Annotated in this window: 15 protein-coding genes and 1 pseudogene; 15 read left to right on the top strand and 1 reads right to left on the bottom strand. The window is 54.9% G+C overall.

Features of this window, described 5'->3' with window-relative positions; translation table 11 throughout:
- Positions 1 to 55 precede the first annotated feature (55 nt).
- Positions 56 to 1639, bottom strand: a complete 1584-nt coding sequence (locus tag C5687_RS17015; protein WP_047959058.1) for a TerC family protein — start codon at positions 1637 to 1639, stop codon at positions 56 to 58.
- 692 nt (positions 1640 to 2331) lie between these two features.
- Between C5687_RS17015 and C5687_RS17010 the strand changes: the two genes are divergently transcribed.
- From C5687_RS17010 to C5687_RS16940, 15 genes and pseudogenes are all read left to right on the top strand, one after another.
- Positions 2332 to 3471 (top strand): polysaccharide export protein, encoded by a 1140-nt coding sequence (locus C5687_RS17010; RefSeq protein ID WP_014170829.1) that lies wholly within the window; start codon positions 2332 to 2334, stop codon positions 3469 to 3471.
- A gap of 6 nt (positions 3472 to 3477) precedes the next feature.
- Positions 3478 to 3921, top strand: a complete 444-nt coding sequence (gene wzb, locus C5687_RS17005; protein ID WP_025758721.1) for a low molecular weight protein-tyrosine-phosphatase Wzb — start codon at positions 3478 to 3480, stop codon at positions 3919 to 3921.
- 2 nt (positions 3922 to 3923) lie between these two features.
- Complete coding sequence (gene wzc, locus C5687_RS17000) at positions 3924 to 6086, top strand: tyrosine-protein kinase Wzc (RefSeq protein WP_045285620.1); 2163 nt, start codon at positions 3924 to 3926, stop codon at positions 6084 to 6086.
- A 127-nt stretch (positions 6087 to 6213) separates the two neighbouring features.
- Positions 6214 to 7056 (top strand): colanic acid biosynthesis glycosyltransferase WcaA, encoded by an 843-nt coding sequence (gene wcaA / locus C5687_RS16995; RefSeq protein WP_095450370.1) that lies wholly within the window; start codon positions 6214 to 6216, stop codon positions 7054 to 7056.
- Positions 7056 to 7547 carry a colanic acid biosynthesis acetyltransferase WcaB gene (gene wcaB, locus C5687_RS16990; protein ID WP_014170825.1) on the top strand — a complete coding sequence of 164 codons (492 nt, stop codon included), beginning with the start codon at positions 7056 to 7058 and terminating at the stop codon, positions 7545 to 7547. The genes wcaA and wcaB overlap by 1 nt, the downstream gene beginning before the upstream one ends.
- A complete protein-coding gene (wcaC, locus tag C5687_RS16985; RefSeq protein WP_104557424.1) occupies positions 7544 to 8761 on the top strand; it encodes a colanic acid biosynthesis glycosyltransferase WcaC in 1218 nt (405 codons plus the stop codon). Before wcaB ends, wcaC begins: the two co-directional genes overlap by 4 nt.
- Complete coding sequence (wcaD, locus tag C5687_RS16980; RefSeq protein ID WP_025758726.1) at positions 8736 to 9956, top strand: colanic acid polymerase WcaD; 1221 nt, start codon at positions 8736 to 8738, stop codon at positions 9954 to 9956. Before wcaC ends, wcaD begins: the two co-directional genes overlap by 26 nt.
- 12 nt (positions 9957 to 9968) lie before the next feature.
- Positions 9969 to 10715 carry a colanic acid biosynthesis glycosyltransferase WcaE gene (gene wcaE, locus C5687_RS16975; RefSeq protein ID WP_025758727.1) on the top strand — a complete coding sequence of 249 codons (747 nt, stop codon included), beginning with the start codon at positions 9969 to 9971 and terminating at the stop codon, positions 10713 to 10715.
- Between the two features lie 15 nt (positions 10716 to 10730).
- Positions 10731 to 11285: a colanic acid biosynthesis acetyltransferase WcaF gene (gene wcaF / locus C5687_RS16970; protein ID WP_025758729.1), complete on the top strand. Its 555-nt coding sequence runs from the start codon at positions 10731 to 10733 to the stop codon at positions 11283 to 11285.
- Positions 11286 to 11306: 21 nt separating this feature from the next.
- The gene (gene gmd / locus C5687_RS16965; RefSeq protein ID WP_104557423.1) at positions 11307 to 12428 is read left to right on the top strand and encodes a GDP-mannose 4,6-dehydratase; all 1122 of its coding nucleotides are present in this window, start codon (positions 11307 to 11309) and stop codon (positions 12426 to 12428) included.
- Between the two features lie 2 nt (positions 12429 to 12430).
- Entirely contained in the window at positions 12431 to 13396 is a 966-nt protein-coding gene (gene fcl / locus C5687_RS16960; protein ID WP_025758731.1) for a GDP-L-fucose synthase, read from the top strand.
- A gap of 2 nt (positions 13397 to 13398) precedes the next feature.
- Entirely contained in the window at positions 13399 to 13878 is a 480-nt protein-coding gene (locus tag C5687_RS16955; RefSeq protein ID WP_095441738.1) for a GDP-mannose mannosyl hydrolase, read from the top strand.
- Positions 13875 to 15098 (top strand): colanic acid biosynthesis fucosyltransferase WcaI, encoded by a 1224-nt coding sequence (wcaI, locus tag C5687_RS16950; protein WP_025758734.1) that lies wholly within the window; start codon positions 13875 to 13877, stop codon positions 15096 to 15098. Before C5687_RS16955 ends, wcaI begins: the two co-directional genes overlap by 4 nt.
- A gap of 3 nt (positions 15099 to 15101) precedes the next feature.
- Positions 15102 to 16538: a mannose-1-phosphate guanyltransferase gene (cpsB, locus tag C5687_RS16945; protein WP_104557422.1), complete on the top strand. Its 1437-nt coding sequence runs from the start codon at positions 15102 to 15104 to the stop codon at positions 16536 to 16538.
- Between the two features lie 109 nt (positions 16539 to 16647).
- Positions 16648 to 16875: pseudogene (locus C5687_RS16940) on the top strand (phosphomannomutase CpsG); the annotation flags it as partial.

The following is a 16875-nucleotide window of genomic DNA, read 5'->3' as shown; positions in this document are numbered from 1 at the left end:
CCACGGGAGAGGGAGCAAACCCTAAAACGGCAACCGGGTTGCCGTTTTGTTTTACCTACACCTCAAAATCGAGTTCTTCCTCGTCCCGCAACGGGATGAGCTGAACCTTCTGTACGCGATGGTTTTCAATCTGCAGCGTTTTCAGCAGATAGTCCCCCACCTGAACCTCTTCCCCCGGCTGCGGGATACGCTGCAAATACTCCATCAGCAGGCCGGCAATGGTGTGATATTCCCGTTTTTCATCCAGCGGCAAGGGCACATATTGCACCAGGTCTTCAAGGGGCATATGGCCGTTGGCCGTCCAGGAGCCGTCGGCGTTTTTCTGGATGTCATGGCGAGCATCAATCTCATCCACCTCGTTAGGCAAATTACCGGCGATGGTTTCCATCACGTCGCTGAGCGTGACCAGCCCTTCAACCGATCCAAACTCATCCACCACAAAGGCAAAATGCGTGCGCGCGTTGCGGAACTGCTCCAGGGCGGAGAGCAGCGGAAGTCCCTCCGGAAACACCAGCGGCTGGCGTACCAGAGCGCGGAGATTAAGCGCCTCACCGTGCAACTGCTGTTGCAGCAGGTCGATGACGTGCACCACCCCCAGCAGCTCCTCCTCCTCTTCACCGCCGGTCACCACCACGCGGGTGTGCTGGTTTTTATCCAGCAGGGCGCGGATTTGCGCTTCCGGGGCCGTCAGGTCGATATGCTCAATGTCATGGCGCGAGGTCATGATACTGCTGACCGTGCGCTGGTTGAGATTGAGCACCCGCTCAATCATCAGCCGCTCCTGCGGGTTAAAGATTTGCCCTTCGCTGTGATCGGCCAGCATGGCGGAGGATTCGGCGTCCAGCTCCGCATCCTCTTTCTTACCGCTCAGCAGGCGCATGACCGTGTCGGCCGTGCGCTGGCGCAGGGTCTGATTGGCGGAAAGGAAGCGGCGGCGGTTAAATATCGCCAGCTGGTTAAGCGCCTCAATCATCACGGAGAAGCCAATGGCGGCGTACAGATAGCCTTTCGGGATATGGAATCCAAAACCGTCGGCCACCAGGCTAAAGCCAATCATCAGCAGGAAGCTCAGACAGAGGATAACGATGGTCGGGTGACTGTTCACAAACCGGGTCAGCGCCTTGCTGGCCATCACCATCAGCGTAATGGCGATAATCACCGCCGCCATCATCACCGCAAGATGGTCCACCATCCCGACGGCGGTGATCACCGAGTCGAGGGAGAAGACCGCATCCAGCACCACAATTTGTGCCACCACCGGCCAGAATTTCGCCCCGCGGCGCTGGGTCGGGTTCTCACTGTCTTTACCTTCGAGCCGTTCGTTGAGTTCTACGGTGGCTTTAAACAACAGAAATAACCCGCCGAAGAGCATGATCAGATCGCGGGCGCTAAAGCTCAGGCCGTGTATCGAAAACAGAGGCTGAGTCAGGGTCACCAGCCAGGAGATAGAGGCCAGCAGCAGTAAGCGCATCACCATCGCCAGCAGCAGACCCGTCACGCGCGCGCGGTCGCGCTGGGAAGGGGGCAGTTTTTCAGCGAGGATGGCGATAAAGACCAGATTATCAATCCCGAGCACAAGCTCGATGACGACCAGCGTAACCAGCCCGGCCCAGATTGAGGGATCGGCAATCCATTCCATAGTAATAGCAATACCTTCTGTTATATGACGAATGTCACACTTCGATCATGGATAAAGCCGGGGGAAATTGCAATGCCGGGCTGAGATTTCTCTTAATACGTCTCGCTAAAAAGAGCCTGTTCTGCTGACCCTGTAAATAAGGAAAATACGTCTCTTTTATTACCGGAATATCATTTTAGGATATATCGCAGGTAATGGTTTTAGCTCTCTTTTTGTCAATATAAAGAAAATCCTAAAAGGTCAAAAGTTTGCTCTTAATATTAATCTTAAAAACCGATATTAGGACAGTTGTCTCCTTGCCTGCTATTAGGTTAGCTGCAACAATTCTCCCAGCATCAAATGTTAAATCTCAGTGTTGCTATTATTGTTCGGTCTTCAGGGATGGTTATTCATTATCCGTCGGGCATCGCCAGCGGCTGATATATTTCCAGAAGACCTTGCTCAAGAGGGTGTCTATCCATAACACATTGTTTAGTCAGTGGATTGGTAACTGAAAGCCAAGGGCGGTAGCGTGCCTGAAAGCGTGTGAATCAGCCTCGATTATTCTGTCAATAGCCAATGGATGAATAAGCTTTTTTTAGGACTGATGCCAGTTATATTTCTATTTGATTAACTGCATGCTGAAACCCAATACGACCCGAGCTTATTTAAATTGCACAGGATAATTACTCTGCCAAAGTGATAAATAATCAATGATGAAATCCAAAATGAAATTGATGCCATTATTGGTGTCTGTGACCTTGATGAGTGGTTGCACGGTCTTTCCCGGCAGCAATATGTCAACAATGGGTAAGGATGTGATCAAGCAACAGGATGCCGATTTTGATCTCGACAAAATGGTGAATGTTTATCCACTTACGCCTCGACTGGTCGAACAATTACGTCCACGTCCGAATGTTGCCCAGCCGAATATGTCGCTGGACCAGGAAATTGCCTCTTATCAGTACCGCGTGGGGCCAGGTGACGTGATTAACGTGACCGTCTGGGACCACCCTGAACTGACCACACCCGCGGGCCAGTACCGCAGCTCAAGCGACACCGGTAACTGGGTGCAGTCAGATGGCACCATGTTCTATCCCTATATTGGTAAGGTCCATGTTGCCGGCAAAACGCTTGCCGAGATCCGTAGTGATATTACCGGCCGCTTAGCGCAGTACATCGCCGATCCGCAGGTGGACGTTAATATCGCCGCATTCCGCTCGCAAAAAGCCTATATCTCCGGCCAGGTGAATAAATCGGGCCAGCAGGCTATTACCAACGTGCCGCTGACCGTGCTGGATGCCATTAACGCCGCGGGCGGCTTAACCGACGGTGCCGACTGGCGCAACGTGGTGCTGACTCATAACGGGAAAGAGCAGCGCATTTCGCTGCAGGCGCTGATGCAAAACGGCGATCTGACCCAGAACCGCCTGCTCTATCCGGGCGACATTCTCTACGTACCACGCAACGACGATCTGAAAGTCTTCGTGATGGGTGAAGTGAAGAAACAGAGCACCCTCAAAATGGACTTCAGCGGTATGACCCTGACCGAAGCGCTGGGCAATGCTGAAGGTATCGATCTGACGACCTCTAACGCGACCGGTATCTTCGTCATCCGTCCGCTGAAGGGTGAAGGCAGTGCGAAAGGCAAGATTGCCAACATCTACCAGCTGGATATGTCCGATGCGACCTCTCTGGTGATGGCGACGGAGTTCCGTCTCCAGCCATACGATGTGGTGTATGTCACCACCGCGCCGGTTGCCCGCTGGAACCGTCTGATCAACCAGTTGCTGCCAACCATCAGTGGCGTTCGCTACATGACGGATACGGCGCGCGACATTCATACCTGGTAATTCGCGATGTTTAACAAAATTCTGGTGGTATGCGTGGGGAACATTTGCCGTTCCCCCACGGCTGAACGGTTGTTGAAACACTACCAGCCCGAACTGACCGTTGATTCAGCAGGGCTGGGCGCGCTGGTCGGTAAAGGTGCCGATGAGCGGGCAACGAGCGTCGCACGGGATCATAACCTTTCCCTTGACGGTCACGTTGCCCGTCAGGTCACCAGCCGCATGTGCCGGGAGTACGACCTGATCCTGGCGATGGAGAAACGCCATATCCATGCGCTGTGCGATATCGCACCGGAGATGCGCGGCAAAGTGATGCTGTTTGGTCACTGGGACAATGAACGCGAAATCCCCGATCCGTATCGCAAAAGCCTTGAGGCCTTCGAGGCGGTTTACACCTTACTTGATCAGTCTGCCCAGCAGTGGGCGCAGGCACTGAAAGCTCAGCAGGGATAACAATGACAGAAAAAACACGATCTTCTGCCGCCCCGACTTCGGGCAGTGATGAAATTGATATTGGGCGCCTGGTCGGCACGGTTGTCGAGGCAAAGTGGTGGGTGCTGGGCATTACCGCCGTGTTTGCCGCTGCGGCCGTCGTCTACACGCTGTTCGCCACCCCTATCTACAGCGCCGACGCGCTGGTGCAGATCGAGCAGAACACCGGCAACTCGCTGGTGCAGGACATTGGCTCTGCGCTGGCGAACAAGCCACCGGCGTCCGAGGCTGAAATTCAGCTTATCCAGTCGCGCCTGGTGCTGGGCAAAACGGTTCACGACCTCGGGCTTGATATCTCCGTCACCAAAAACACCTTCCCGATCTTTGGTGCTGGCTGGGATCGGCTGATGGGCAGAAACAACGACACGGTGAAAGTAACGGACTTCGTGCTACCGAAAGGGGCCGCCGATCAGACTTTTACCCTGACGGTGCTCGGTCCGAAACAGTACCAGTTAACCAGCGATGCGGGCTTTAGCGCACGCGGAGAAGTGGGGCAGATGCTGACCAAAGACGGCGTCAGCATGATGGTCAGCGCGATCAACGCCCAGGAAGGCGGGGAGTTTACCGTCACCAAATTCTCCACGCTGGGGATGATTAATAACCTGCAAAACAACCTTACTGTGACCGAAAACGGTAAGGACACCGGCGTGCTGAGCATGACCTTTACCGGTGAAGATAAGGATCAAATCCGTGACATCCTGAACAGCATTACCCGCAACTATCTTGAGCAGAACGTTGAGCGTAAGTCGGCTGAAGCGGCGAAAAGCCTGGCGTTCCTGTCAAAACAGCTGCCGGAAGTGCGCGCCCGCCTGGATGAAGCCGAGAACAAGCTGAATGCCTATCGTCAGGATAAAGACTCTGTCGACCTGCCGCTGGAGGCGAAATCGGTCCTCGATTCGATGGTTAACATCGATGCCCAGCTCAACGAGCTGACCTTCAAAGAGGCGGAGATTTCCAAGCTGTATACCAAACGCCACCCGGCCTACCGCACGCTGCTGGAGAAACGCCGCACCCTGGAAGAGGAGAAGGCGAAGCTCAATGACCGCGTCACCGCGATGCCGAAAACCCAGCAGGAAATTGTACGTCTGACCCGTGACGTGGAGTCCGGCCAGCAGGTTTACATGCAGCTGCTGAATAAACAGCAGGAGCTGAAAATCACCGAGGCCAGTACCGTCGGTGACGTGCGCATCGTCGACCCGGCGATCACCCAGCCTGGCGTGCTGAAGCCGAAAAAAGCACTGATCATTCTCGGCAGCATTATTCTCGGCCTGATGCTCTCCATCGTGGGCGTGCTGCTGCGTTCGCTGTTCAACCGCGGCATCGAAAGCACGCAGGTGCTGGAAGAGAGCGGTATCAACGTCTATGCCAGCATTCCGCTGTCGGAGTGGCAAAAATCCCGCGACAGCGTCAAAACCATCAAAGGCGTCAAGCGTTACAAACAGAGCCAGCTGCTGGCGGTGGGTAACCCAACCGACCTCGCCATCGAAGCGATACGTAGCCTGCGTACCAGCCTGCACTTCGCCATGATGCAGGCCAAAAACAACGTTCTGATGTTGACCGGCGTCAGCCCGTCAATCGGCAAAACCTTTGTCTGCGCCAACCTGGCGGCGGTGGTCAGCCAGACCAACAAGCGTGTTCTGCTGATCGACTGCGATATGCGTAAGGGCTATACCCACGAACTGCTGGGTACCAATAACGTCAACGGTCTGTCGGAGATCCTGCTCGGCAAAGGTGACATTAGCCAGAGCGCGAAACCGACCACCATCCCGAAATTCGATCTCATCCCGCGTGGTCAGGTGCCGCCAAACCCCTCTGAACTGCTGATGAGCGAACGGTTCACCGAGCTGGTGGAGTGGGCGAGCAAAAACTATGACCTGGTGCTGATCGATACGCCGCCAATTCTGGCCGTAACCGATGCCGCCGTGGTAGGGCGCCTGGCGGGAACCACCCTGATGGTAGCGCGCTATGCGGTGAACACCCTGAAAGAGGTAGAAACCAGCCTGAGCCGCTTCGAGCAAAACGGTATTGAGGTGAAAGGGGTGATCCTGAACTCCATCTTCCGCCGCGCGAGCGGGTATCAGGATTACGGGTATTACGAGTACGAATATAAGTCTGACAGTAAATAAGCAAAAAATATAAACACAACCCCCCTCACCCTAACCCTCTCCCCGGAGGGGAGAGGGGACGGCTCGGTGCAGTTTTTCTCCCTCTCCCCTCCGGGGAGAGGGCCGGGGTGAGGGGTAAGGGGAAATGATGAGTACATATAGCCCTTTGATTTCAATCTATATGCCGACATGGAATCGTCAGCAGCTGGCGATCCGCGCAATTAAGTCGGTACTACGTCAGGATTACGAAAACTGGGAACTGATCATCGTGGATGACTGTTCCTCCTCGTATGAACAGCTGCAAAAATTTGTAACTGACCTCAACGATCCGCGGGTGGTCTATACGCACAACGCGATTAATTCCGGTGCCTGCGCGGTGCGTAATCAGGCGATTATGCAGGCCAAAGGGCAGTATCTGACCGGGATCGATGACGATGACGAATGGACGCCAAACCGCCTGTCTGTGTTCCTCTCGCACAAAGAACAGCTGGTCACGCACGCATTCCTGTATGCCAACGACTATGTCTGCCAGGGCGAGGTGTACTCGCAGCCGGCCAGTCTGCCGCTGTATCCGAAATCACCGTATTCCCGTCGCCTGTTCTACAAGCGCAACATTATCGGTAATCAGGTCTTTACCTGGGCGTGGCGCTTTAAAGAGTGCCTGTTCGATACCGAACTGAAGGCCGCGCAGGATTACGACATCTTCCTGCGCATGGTGGTGGAGTATGGCGAGCCGTGGAAAGTGGAAGAGGCCACGCAGATCCTGCACATCAACCACGGGGAGATGCAAATCACCTCCTCGCCGAAGAAATTCTCTGGCTACTTCCATTTTTACCGCAAGCACAAGGACAAGTTTGACCGTGCCAGCCGTAAATATCAGCTCTTTACCCTCTATCAGATCCGCAATAAGCGTATGAACTGGCGCACGCTGCTGACGCTGCTTTCCGTACGTAACGGCAAGCGCCTGGCTGATGGACTTCGGGGGAAATAATGTTTCTGGAAGATTGCCGCGCAAACAGCTGGAGCCTGCGCCCGTGCTGCATGGTTCTGGCGTACCGCATCGCCCATTTCTGCTCAGTGTGGCGTAAGAAAAACGTGCTGAATAATCTCTGGGCGGCACCGGTTCTGGTGCTGTACCGCATCATCACGGAATGCTTTTTTGGCTATGAGATTCAGGCCGCTGCCACCATTGGCCGCCGCTTCACCATCCACCACGGCTATGCGGTGGTGATCAACAAGTTTGTGGTCGCGGGGGATGATTTCACCATTCGTCATGCGGTCACCATTGGCAACCGCGGGCCAGACAGCCTGGCCTGCCCGGTCATCGGCAATAACGTTGAGCTGGGCGCGAACGTGGTAATCATTGGTGACATCACGATTGGTAACAACGTCACGATTGGTGCTGGCAGCGTGGTGCTGGACAGCATTCCGGATAACGCGCTGGTGGTGGGAGAAAAAGCCCGCGTGAAGGTGATTAAATGAACATTCTGCAATTTAACGTACGCCTCGCAGAAGGCGGAGCAGCAGGCGTGGCACTGGATCTGCATCAGCGCGCCCTGCAAAAAGGACTTCAGTCCCGGTTTATTTACGGCTATGGCAAAGGCGGCAAGAAAAGCGTCAGCCACGATAACTTCCCGCAGGTGCAGAAGCACACGCCGCGCCTGACATCGATTGCTAACATTGCGCTGTTCCGTCTGTTTAACCGCGATCTGTTTGGCAACCTGAACTCTCTTTATCGCACGGTGACGCGCACCACCGGCCCGGTTGTGCTCCATTTTCACGTGCTGCACAGCTACTGGCTGAATCTGGAAGAGGTGGTGGCGTTTTGCCAGAAGGTGAAGGCCCACAAGCCCGATACCCGCTTTGTCTGGACGCTGCACGATCACTGGAGCGTGACCGGCCGCTGCGCGTTTACCGACGGCTGTGAAGGCTGGAAAAATAACTGTCAGAAATGCCCGACCCTGAGCAACTACCCGCCGGTGAAAGTGGACCGCGCCCACCAGATGGTGGAAGGAAAGCGTCAGCTGTTTCGGGACATGCTCTCGCTCGGCTGTACGTTTATCTCCCCGAGCCAGCACGTGGCCGATGCCTTCAACAGCCTGTACGGGGCAGGGCGCTGCCAGATTATCAACAACGGCATCGACGTGGCGACGGAAGCCATTCTTGCCGAACTGACGCCGGTGGCGGAAACCACAGGCAAACCGAAAATCGCTATCGTTGCCCATGACCTGCGCTACGACGGCAAAACCAACCAGCAGCTGGTGCGCGACATGATGGCGCTGGGTGACAAAATTGAACTGCACACCTTCGGCAAATTCTCGCCGTTCGAAGGGGCCAACGTGGTGAACCACGGGTTTGAAACCGACAAACGCAAACTGATGAGCGCGCTGAATGAAATGGATGCGCTGGTGTTCAGTTCCCGCGTGGATAACTATCCGCTGATCCTCTGTGAAGCGCTCTCCATTGGTGTACCGGTACTTGCCACCCACAGCGACGCGGCGCGAGAAGTGCTGGAGAAATCCGGCGGGAAAACCTTCGCGGAACAGGAAATTTTGCCGCTGGTTCAATTGCCGAAGGCGCAGATTGCCCGGACTGTTTTTGGCACTGACCTGGAATCGTTCCGCAACCGCAGCCGCAAGGCGTACAGCGGACAACAGATGCTGGAGGAGTATGTCTCGTTCTATCAGAATCTGTAGTTATCTGCTGCTGCCGCTGATCTACCTGCTGGTCAACGTCAAGATTGCCCAGCTCGGCGAAAGCTTCCCGATAACCATCGTCACCTTCTTGCCCGTTCTGCTTCTGCTGTATGTCGATAAAATCAACCTGAAGAAGCTGATGATTGCCTTAGGGTTGGGCACGGGCCTGACGCTGTTTAACTACATCTTTGGCCAGTCGCTGGATGCCAGTAAATACGTCACCTCGACCATGCTGTTTGTTTATATTGTCATTATTATCGGTATGGTCTGGAGTATTCGGTTTAAAACTATTTCTCCGCACAATTATCGGAAAATCCTTAGGTTCTTTTATATTGCCGTTGCGTTAATTGTTATGCTTGCCGCCATGGAGATGGCGCAAATTATTCTCACCGGTGGCAGCAGCCTGATGGAGATAATTTCGAAATATCTCATTTACAGCAACAGCTATGTATTGAACTTCATTAAGTTTGGCGGGAAACGTACCACCGCGCTCTATTTTGAACCGGCGTTTTTTGCTCTGGCATTAATCTCAATTTGGCTCAGCATCAAACAGTTTGGTATCAAAACGCCTAAGACCGATGCTATGATTCTTGCAGGAATTGTTCTGTCTGGATCGTTCTCAGGGGTAATGACATTTATCCTGTTTTACCTGCTGGAGTGGGCGTTCCAGTACCTGAACAAAGAGGCGATTAAGAAAAAACTGCCGCTGGCGATTATCTCCCTGACGGTATTTTTGGTAGGCGTGATATTTGCATTCCCGTACATCTCAGAACGTCTGGGTGATTTGGGAACGGAAGGGTCTTCGTCCTATTATCGCATTATTGGTCCACTGGTGATGGTGGGTTATTCCTTAACCCATATTGATGGCGTAGTAAGATTCGGCTCACTTTACGAATATGTTGCATCATTCGGAATCTTTAACGGTGCGGATGTCGGTAAAACCATAGACAATGGTCTGTATCTGTTAATTATTTATTTTTCGTGGTTCGCCGTACTGTTGACTCTGTGGTATCTGTTTAAAGTTTTCAAAATGATGATTAACGCGTTTGGGGATAACCAGAACTTTCGCGTGCAGCTTTATCTGTTCACACCGGTGTCGCTGTTTTTTACCGGGTCAATATTTAGCCCGGAATATGCGTTCTTAATTGTTTGTCCGTTTATTTTGCGTAAAGCGCTTAATATTACGAATTCATGACGAGGTGGTCTTATGTTTCTTAGCGTCATTACTGTCGCTTTTCGTAATTACGAAGGGGTGGTAAAAACCTGGCGCTCGCTGCGTAACCTGGCGCGCGACCCAAGCCTCACCTTTGAGTGGATTGTGGTCGACGGTGGCTCGAACGATGGCACGGCGGAGTTTCTGGAAAAACTCAACGGTGAGTTCAACTTACGCTACGTCAGCGAGAAAGATAAAGGCATCTACGATGCAATGAACAAAGGCATCAACATGGCGCAAGGGCGCTACGCCATCTTCCTCAATTCCGGTGATGTTTTCCATGACGATGTAGCGCTGTTTGCCCGTCAGCTGGCGCGCCAGAAAGAGGATGCCATGTATATTGGCGACGCGCTGCTCGATTTTGGCGACGGACATAAAATATGCCGGAGCGCGAAGCCAGGCTGGTATATCTACCACAGCTTGCCGGCCAGCCATCAGGCCATTTTCTTCCCGGTTAAGGGTCTGAAAAAACAGCCTTACGATTTGCAATATAAAGTCTCTTCGGATTATGCGCTGGCCGCCAGTCTGTATAAATCCGGCTACCCGTTCCGTCGCCTGAAAGGCCTGGTGTCGGAATTTTCAATGGGCGGCGTGTCAACGTCTAATAATCTGGAATTGTGCCAGGATGCCAAAAACGTGCAGCGTAAAATATTACGCGTGCCGGGGTTCTGGGCGGAATTATCTTATTTGTTACGCCTGCGTACGACAGGTAAAACGAAAACCTTATATAACAAAGCCTGAATATAAGGAAACGCAATGCAGGATCTGAGCGGTTTCTCCGTGCCGAAAGGTTTTCGGGGCGGGAGCGGTATTAAAGTGCAACTGTGGTGGGCCGTTCAGGCAACGTTATTTGCCTGGTCACCGCAAATATTGTACCGCTGGCGAGCATTTTTATTGCGCCTGTTTGGCGCAAAAATCGGAAAAAACGTAGTCATTCGGCCTTCGGTGAAAATTACCTACCCCTGGAAATTAACGCTCGGGGATTACGCATGGGTAGGGGATGACGCGGTGTTATATACCCTGGGTGAGATTACGATTGGCGCAAATTCGGTGGTGTCACAGAAATGTTATTTGTGCACCGGCAGCCATGACTTTATGAGTCAGCATTTTGATATTACCGCTTCGCCTGTTGTGATTGGCGAAAAATGCTGGCTGGCAACGGATGTTTTTGTTGCACCGGGTGTTTCTGTTGGTGATGGCACGGTAGTCGGTGCCCGCAGCAGCGTTTTTAAATCGCTACCGGCAAATACAGTTTGCCGTGGCAACCCCGCAGTGGTGATACGCGAACGCGTTGAAACTGAAAAACTTTGATAAGTACAGAGGAATATAAACATGTCTAAAGTCGCTCTCATCACCGGCGTTACCGGGCAGGATGGTTCTTACCTGGCAGAGTTACTGCTGGAAAAAGGTTATGAAGTACACGGTATTAAACGTCGTGCGTCTTCTTTCAACACCGAACGTGTCGATCATATTTACCAGGATCCGCACGCGGCGAACCCGAAATTCCACCTGCACTACGGCGACCTGACCGATACCTCCAACCTGACCCGTATCCTGCAGGAAGTGCAGCCGGATGAAGTCTACAACCTGGGCGCGATGAGCCACGTTGCGGTCTCCTTCGAATCCCCGGAATACACCGCTGACGTGGATGCCATGGGTACGCTGCGTCTGCTGGAAGCCATTCGCTTCCTGGGTCTGGAGAAGAAAACCCGCTTCTACCAGGCATCCACCTCTGAGCTGTACGGTCTGGTGCAGGAAATCCCGCAGAAAGAGACCACGCCGTTCTACCCACGTTCTCCGTACGCGGTAGCAAAACTGTACGCCTACTGGATCACCGTGAACTACCGTGAATCCTACGGCATGTACGCCTGTAACGGCATTCTGTTCAACCACGAATCACCGCGCCGCGGCGAAACCTTCGTGACCCGCAAAATCACCCGCGCTATCGCCAACATCGCGCAGGGTCTGGAATCATGCCTGCACCTCGGCAACATGGACTCCCTGCGTGACTGGGGCCATGCCAAAGACTACGTGAAAATGCAGTGGATGATGCTGCAGCAGGACAAACCGGAAGACTTCGTGATTGCCACCGGCGTGCAGTACTCCGTACGTCAGTTCGTGGAAAAGGCTGCCGCGCAGCTGGGTATCAAACTGCGCTTTGAAGGTACCGGCGTGGAAGAGAAGGGCATCGTGGTGTCTGTGACCGGTCACGACGCGCCGGGCGTGAAGCCAGGCGACGTGATTGTCCAGGTTGACCCGCGCTACTTCCGTCCTGCTGAAGTGGAAACCCTGCTGGGCGACCCAACCAAAGCGCACGAGAAACTGGGCTGGAAACCAGAAACCACTCTGCAGGAGATGGTCTCTGAGATGGTGGCCAAAGATCTTGAAGCAGCGAAAAAACACTCTCTGCTCAAGTCTCATGGCTACGAGGTTGCCATCGCGCTGGAGTCCTGAGAATGACAAAACAACGTATTTTTGTCGCCGGTCATCGCGGAATGGTGGGTTCCGCGATTGTTCGACAGCTGGAACAGCGCGGTGACGTCGAGGTGATTGTCCGCACGCGTGACGAGCTGAACCTGCTCGACAGCCGTGCGGTACAGGACTTCTTTGCCAGCGAACGCATTGACCAGGTGTATCTGGCGGCGGCGAAGGTGGGTGGCATTGTTGCCAACAACACCTACCCGGCGGATTTCATCTACGAAAACATGATGATTGAGAGCAACATCATTCACGCGGCGCATCTGCACAACGTGAACAAGCTGCTGTTCCTCGGCTCATCCTGTATTTACCCGAAAATGGCGAAGCAGCCGATCGCCGAAAGCGAGCTGCTGCAGGGTACCCTGGAAGCGACCAACGAGCCGTACGCGATTGCCAAGATTGCCGGGATCAAGCTGTGCGAGTCCTACAACCGCCAGTACAACCGTGACTATCGTTCGGTGATGCCGACCAACCTGTACGGACCGCACGACAACTTCCACCCGAGCAACTCGCACGTGATCCCGGCGCTGCTGCGTCGTTTCCACGAGGCGACCGCCGAGAACGCACCGGACGTGGTGGTGTGGGGCAGCGGCACGCCGATGCGGGAATTCCTGCACGTGGACGACATGGCTGCCGCCAGCATTCACGTGATGGAGCTGGATCGCGAAGTGTGGCAGGAGAACACCGAGCCGATGCTGTCGCACATCAACGTGGGCACCGGCGTGGACTGCACCATTCGCGAGCTGGCGCAAACCATCGCGCAGGTGGTGGGCTACAAAGGCCGCGTGGTGTTTGACGCCACCAAGCCGGACGGCACGCCGCGCAAACTGCTGGACGTGACCCGACTGCATCAGTTGGGCTGGTATCACGAGGTGTCACTGGAGCAGGGGCTGGCCAGTACCTACCAGTGGTTCCTGGAAAACCAGCATCGCTTCCGGGGGTAATGATGTTTTTAAGTCAGGAAGATTTTGCCACGGTGGTGCGTTCCACTCCGCTCATCTCAATTGATTTGATCGTGGAGAACGAACGCGGCGAGTTCTTGCTGGGGAAACGAACCAACCGTCCTGCTCAGGGCTTCTGGTTCGTGCCCGGCGGGCGCGTGCAGAAGGATGAGACGTTGAGCGATGCGTTTGAGCGTCTCACTCTGGCGGAACTGGGCCTGCAGCTGCCGATGGCAGCGGGCCAGTTTTACGGGGTCTGGCAGCACTTCTATGACGATAACTTTTCAGGTACCGGGTTCTCCACGCACTACATCGTGCTGGGGTTCCGCCTGAAGGTGAGTGAGGCAGACCTGCGTCTGCCTGATTCTCAGCATGACGACTACCGCTGGCAGACGCCAGAGGCACTGCTGGCGAGCGACAATGTGCACGACAACAGCCGTGCCTATTTCCTTGCCGATCGTCAGTCTGAGGTGCCGGGCTTATGAAAATATTGGTGTATGGAATCAACTACTCGCCGGAGCTGACCGGTATCGGGAAATATACCGGCGAGATGGTCGAGTGGATGGCGAGCCAGGGACATGACGTGCGGGTCATTACCGCGCCGCCGTACTACCCGGAATGGAAAGTGGGGGAGCGCTACTCAAGCTGGCGCTACCGTCGCGAAGAGGGCGCGGCGACCGTCTGGCGCTGTCCGCTGTATGTGCCAAAGCAGCCCTCGACGCTGAAACGGCTGATTCATCTCGGCAGCTTTGCGCTGAGCAGCTTCTTCCCGCTGATGGCGCAGCGTCGCTGGAAGCCGGATCGCATCATCGGCGTGGTGCCGACGCTGTTTTGCACGCCGGGCATGCGCCTGCTGGGCAAACTCTCCGGCGCCCGCACCCTGCTGCACATTCAGGATTATGAAGTCGACGCCATGCTGGGTCTGGGGATGGCAGGCAAAAGCAAAGGCGGCAAGGTGGCGAAGCTCGCCAGCGCGTTTGAGCGCAGCGGTCTGCATAACGTCGATTATGTCTCGACCATTTCGCGCTCAATGATGAACAAGGCGCAGGAGAAGGGCGTCCCGGCCCAGAAGGTGATCTTCTTCCCGAACTGGTCCGAAGTGGCGCGTTTTCGCGACGTGACTGAGCAAGACGCCCAGACGTTACGTGCAGAGCTCGGTCTGCCTGATGATCAAAAAATCATTCTTTACTCAGGCAACATCGGCGAAAAGCAGGGGCTGGAGAACGTGATTGAAGCGGCTCAGCAGCTGAGCCAGCATCCATGGATGTTTGTGATTGTCGGGCAGGGTGGTGGGAAAGCGCGGCTGGAGAAGATGGCGAGCGAGCGCGGCCTGTCCAACGTGAAGTTCTTCCCGCTTCAGTCCTACGAGGCACTGCCTGCGTTGCTGAAGATGGGCGACTGCCATCTGGTGGTGCAAAAACGCGGCGCGGCGGATGCGGTGCTGCCGTCCAAGCTGACCAACATTCTGGCAGTGGGCGGTAACGCAGTGATTACGGCCGAAGCCGAAACCGAATTAGGCCAGCTGTGTGACAGCTACCCGGGGATTGCGGTGTGCGTGGAGCCGGAATCGGTCCCGGCGCTGGTCTCCGGCATTGAACAGGCACTTGCCATGCCAAAAGTAAACACGGTGGCACGTGAATATGCCGAACGCACGCTCGATAAAGAGAACGTGCTGAGCCAATTTATTGCAGATATACGGGGATAAATCATGAGTCAAACCACTTTGTATCCGGTTGTGATGGCTGGTGGCTCTGGTAGCCGGTTGTGGCCGCTGTCCCGCGTGCTCTATCCAAAACAGTTCCTCTGCCTGAAAGGGGATCTCACCATGCTGCAGACGACGGTAAACCGTCTGCAGGGCGTGGAGTGTGAAAGCCCGGTGGTGATTTGTAACGAACAGCACCGTTTTATTGTTGCCGAGCAGCTGCGCCAGCTGAACAAACTCACAGAAAATATCATTCTGGAGCCTGCCGGACGCAACACCGCACCCGCGATCGCCCTGGCGGCGCTGGCGGCAAAACGCAGCAGCCCGGATTGTGATCCGCTGATGCTGGTGCTGGCGGCAGACCATGTTATTCAGCAGGAAGAGGCCTTCCGCGACGCGGTTCGCGCGGCCATTCCTTACGCGGAAAGCGGCAAACTGGTGACCTTCGGCATCGTGCCGGATCTGCCGGAAACCGGCTATGGCTATATTCGTCGCGGCAACGTAACGCCGGGCGAAGGCGACAGCGTGGCGTTTGACGTTGCGCAGTTCGTTGAGAAACCGAATCTGGAAACCGCGCAGGCCTACGTCGCCAGCGGGGAATATTACTGGAACAGCGGCATGTTCCTGTTCCGCGCCGGTCGCTATCTGGAAGAGTTGCAGAAATACCGTCCGGATATCCTGAGCGCCTGCGAAAAAGCCATGAACGTGGTGGATCCGGATCTCGATTTTATCCGCGTCGATGAAGCGGCTTTCCTCGCCTGCCCGGAAGAGTCTATTGACTACGCGGTCATGGAGCGCACGGCAGACGCCGTGGTGGTGCCGATGGATGCGGGCTGGAGCGATGTGGGCTCCTGGTCCTCACTGTGGGAGATTAGCGCCCATACCCCGGAGGGTAACGTCCATCACGGTGATGTGATTAGCCACAAAACCGAGAACAGCTACGTCTACGCCGAATCCGGCCTGGTCACTACGGTCGGGGTGAAAGATCTGGTGGTGGTCCAGACGAAAGACGCCGTGCTGATTGCCGACCGTAACGCCGTGCAGGACGTTAAAAAAGTGGTTGAGAAGATCAAGGCGGATGGCCGATACGAGCACCACATTCACCGCGAAGTGTACCGTCCGTGGGGCAAATACGACTCCATCGATGCGGGCGAGCGTTATCAGGTGAAGCGCATCACCGTGAAACCGGGCGAGGGGTTGTCGGTGCAGATGCACCACCACCGCGCGGAGCACTGGGTGGTGGTAGCAGGTACGGCGAAAGTCACCATCGACGGTGAAGTGAAGCTGCTGGGCGAAAATGAGTCCATCTATATTCCGCTGGGGGCGACGCACTGTCTGGAGAACCCCGGGAAAATTCCTCTCGACTTAATTGAGGTGCGCTCCGGCTCGTATCTGGAAGAGGACGACATCGTGCGCTTCCAGGACCGCTACGGCCGGGTCTAGCACCGTCTTTAACGCCGGATGGCGCTTCGCTTATCCGGCCTACGAATGAATAAAAACAATTTTGCCTGTTAATCGGGCGGGCCAACTGTTGCCTGAAAAAGGGGTCATCATGGAAAAGTTAACCTGTTTTAAAGCCTACGATATTCGCGGCAAGCTGGGCGAAGAGCTGAATGAAGACATTGCGTGGCGCATTGGCCGCGCGTACGGCGAATATCTGAAGCCAAAAACCATCGTGCTGGGCGGCGACGTGCGTCTGACCAGTGAATCCCTGAAGCTGGCCCTGGCGAAAGGGCTGCAGGACGCGGGCGTGGACGTGCTGGATATCGGCCTGTCCGGG

Origin of the sequence: Enterobacter sichuanensis, assembly GCF_002939185.1 — a bacterium.
Classification (GTDB): domain Bacteria; phylum Pseudomonadota; class Gammaproteobacteria; order Enterobacterales; family Enterobacteriaceae; genus Enterobacter; species Enterobacter sichuanensis.
The sequence above is the reverse complement of the archived record's forward strand: the minus strand, read 5'-3'. Positions and strand labels throughout refer to the sequence as shown.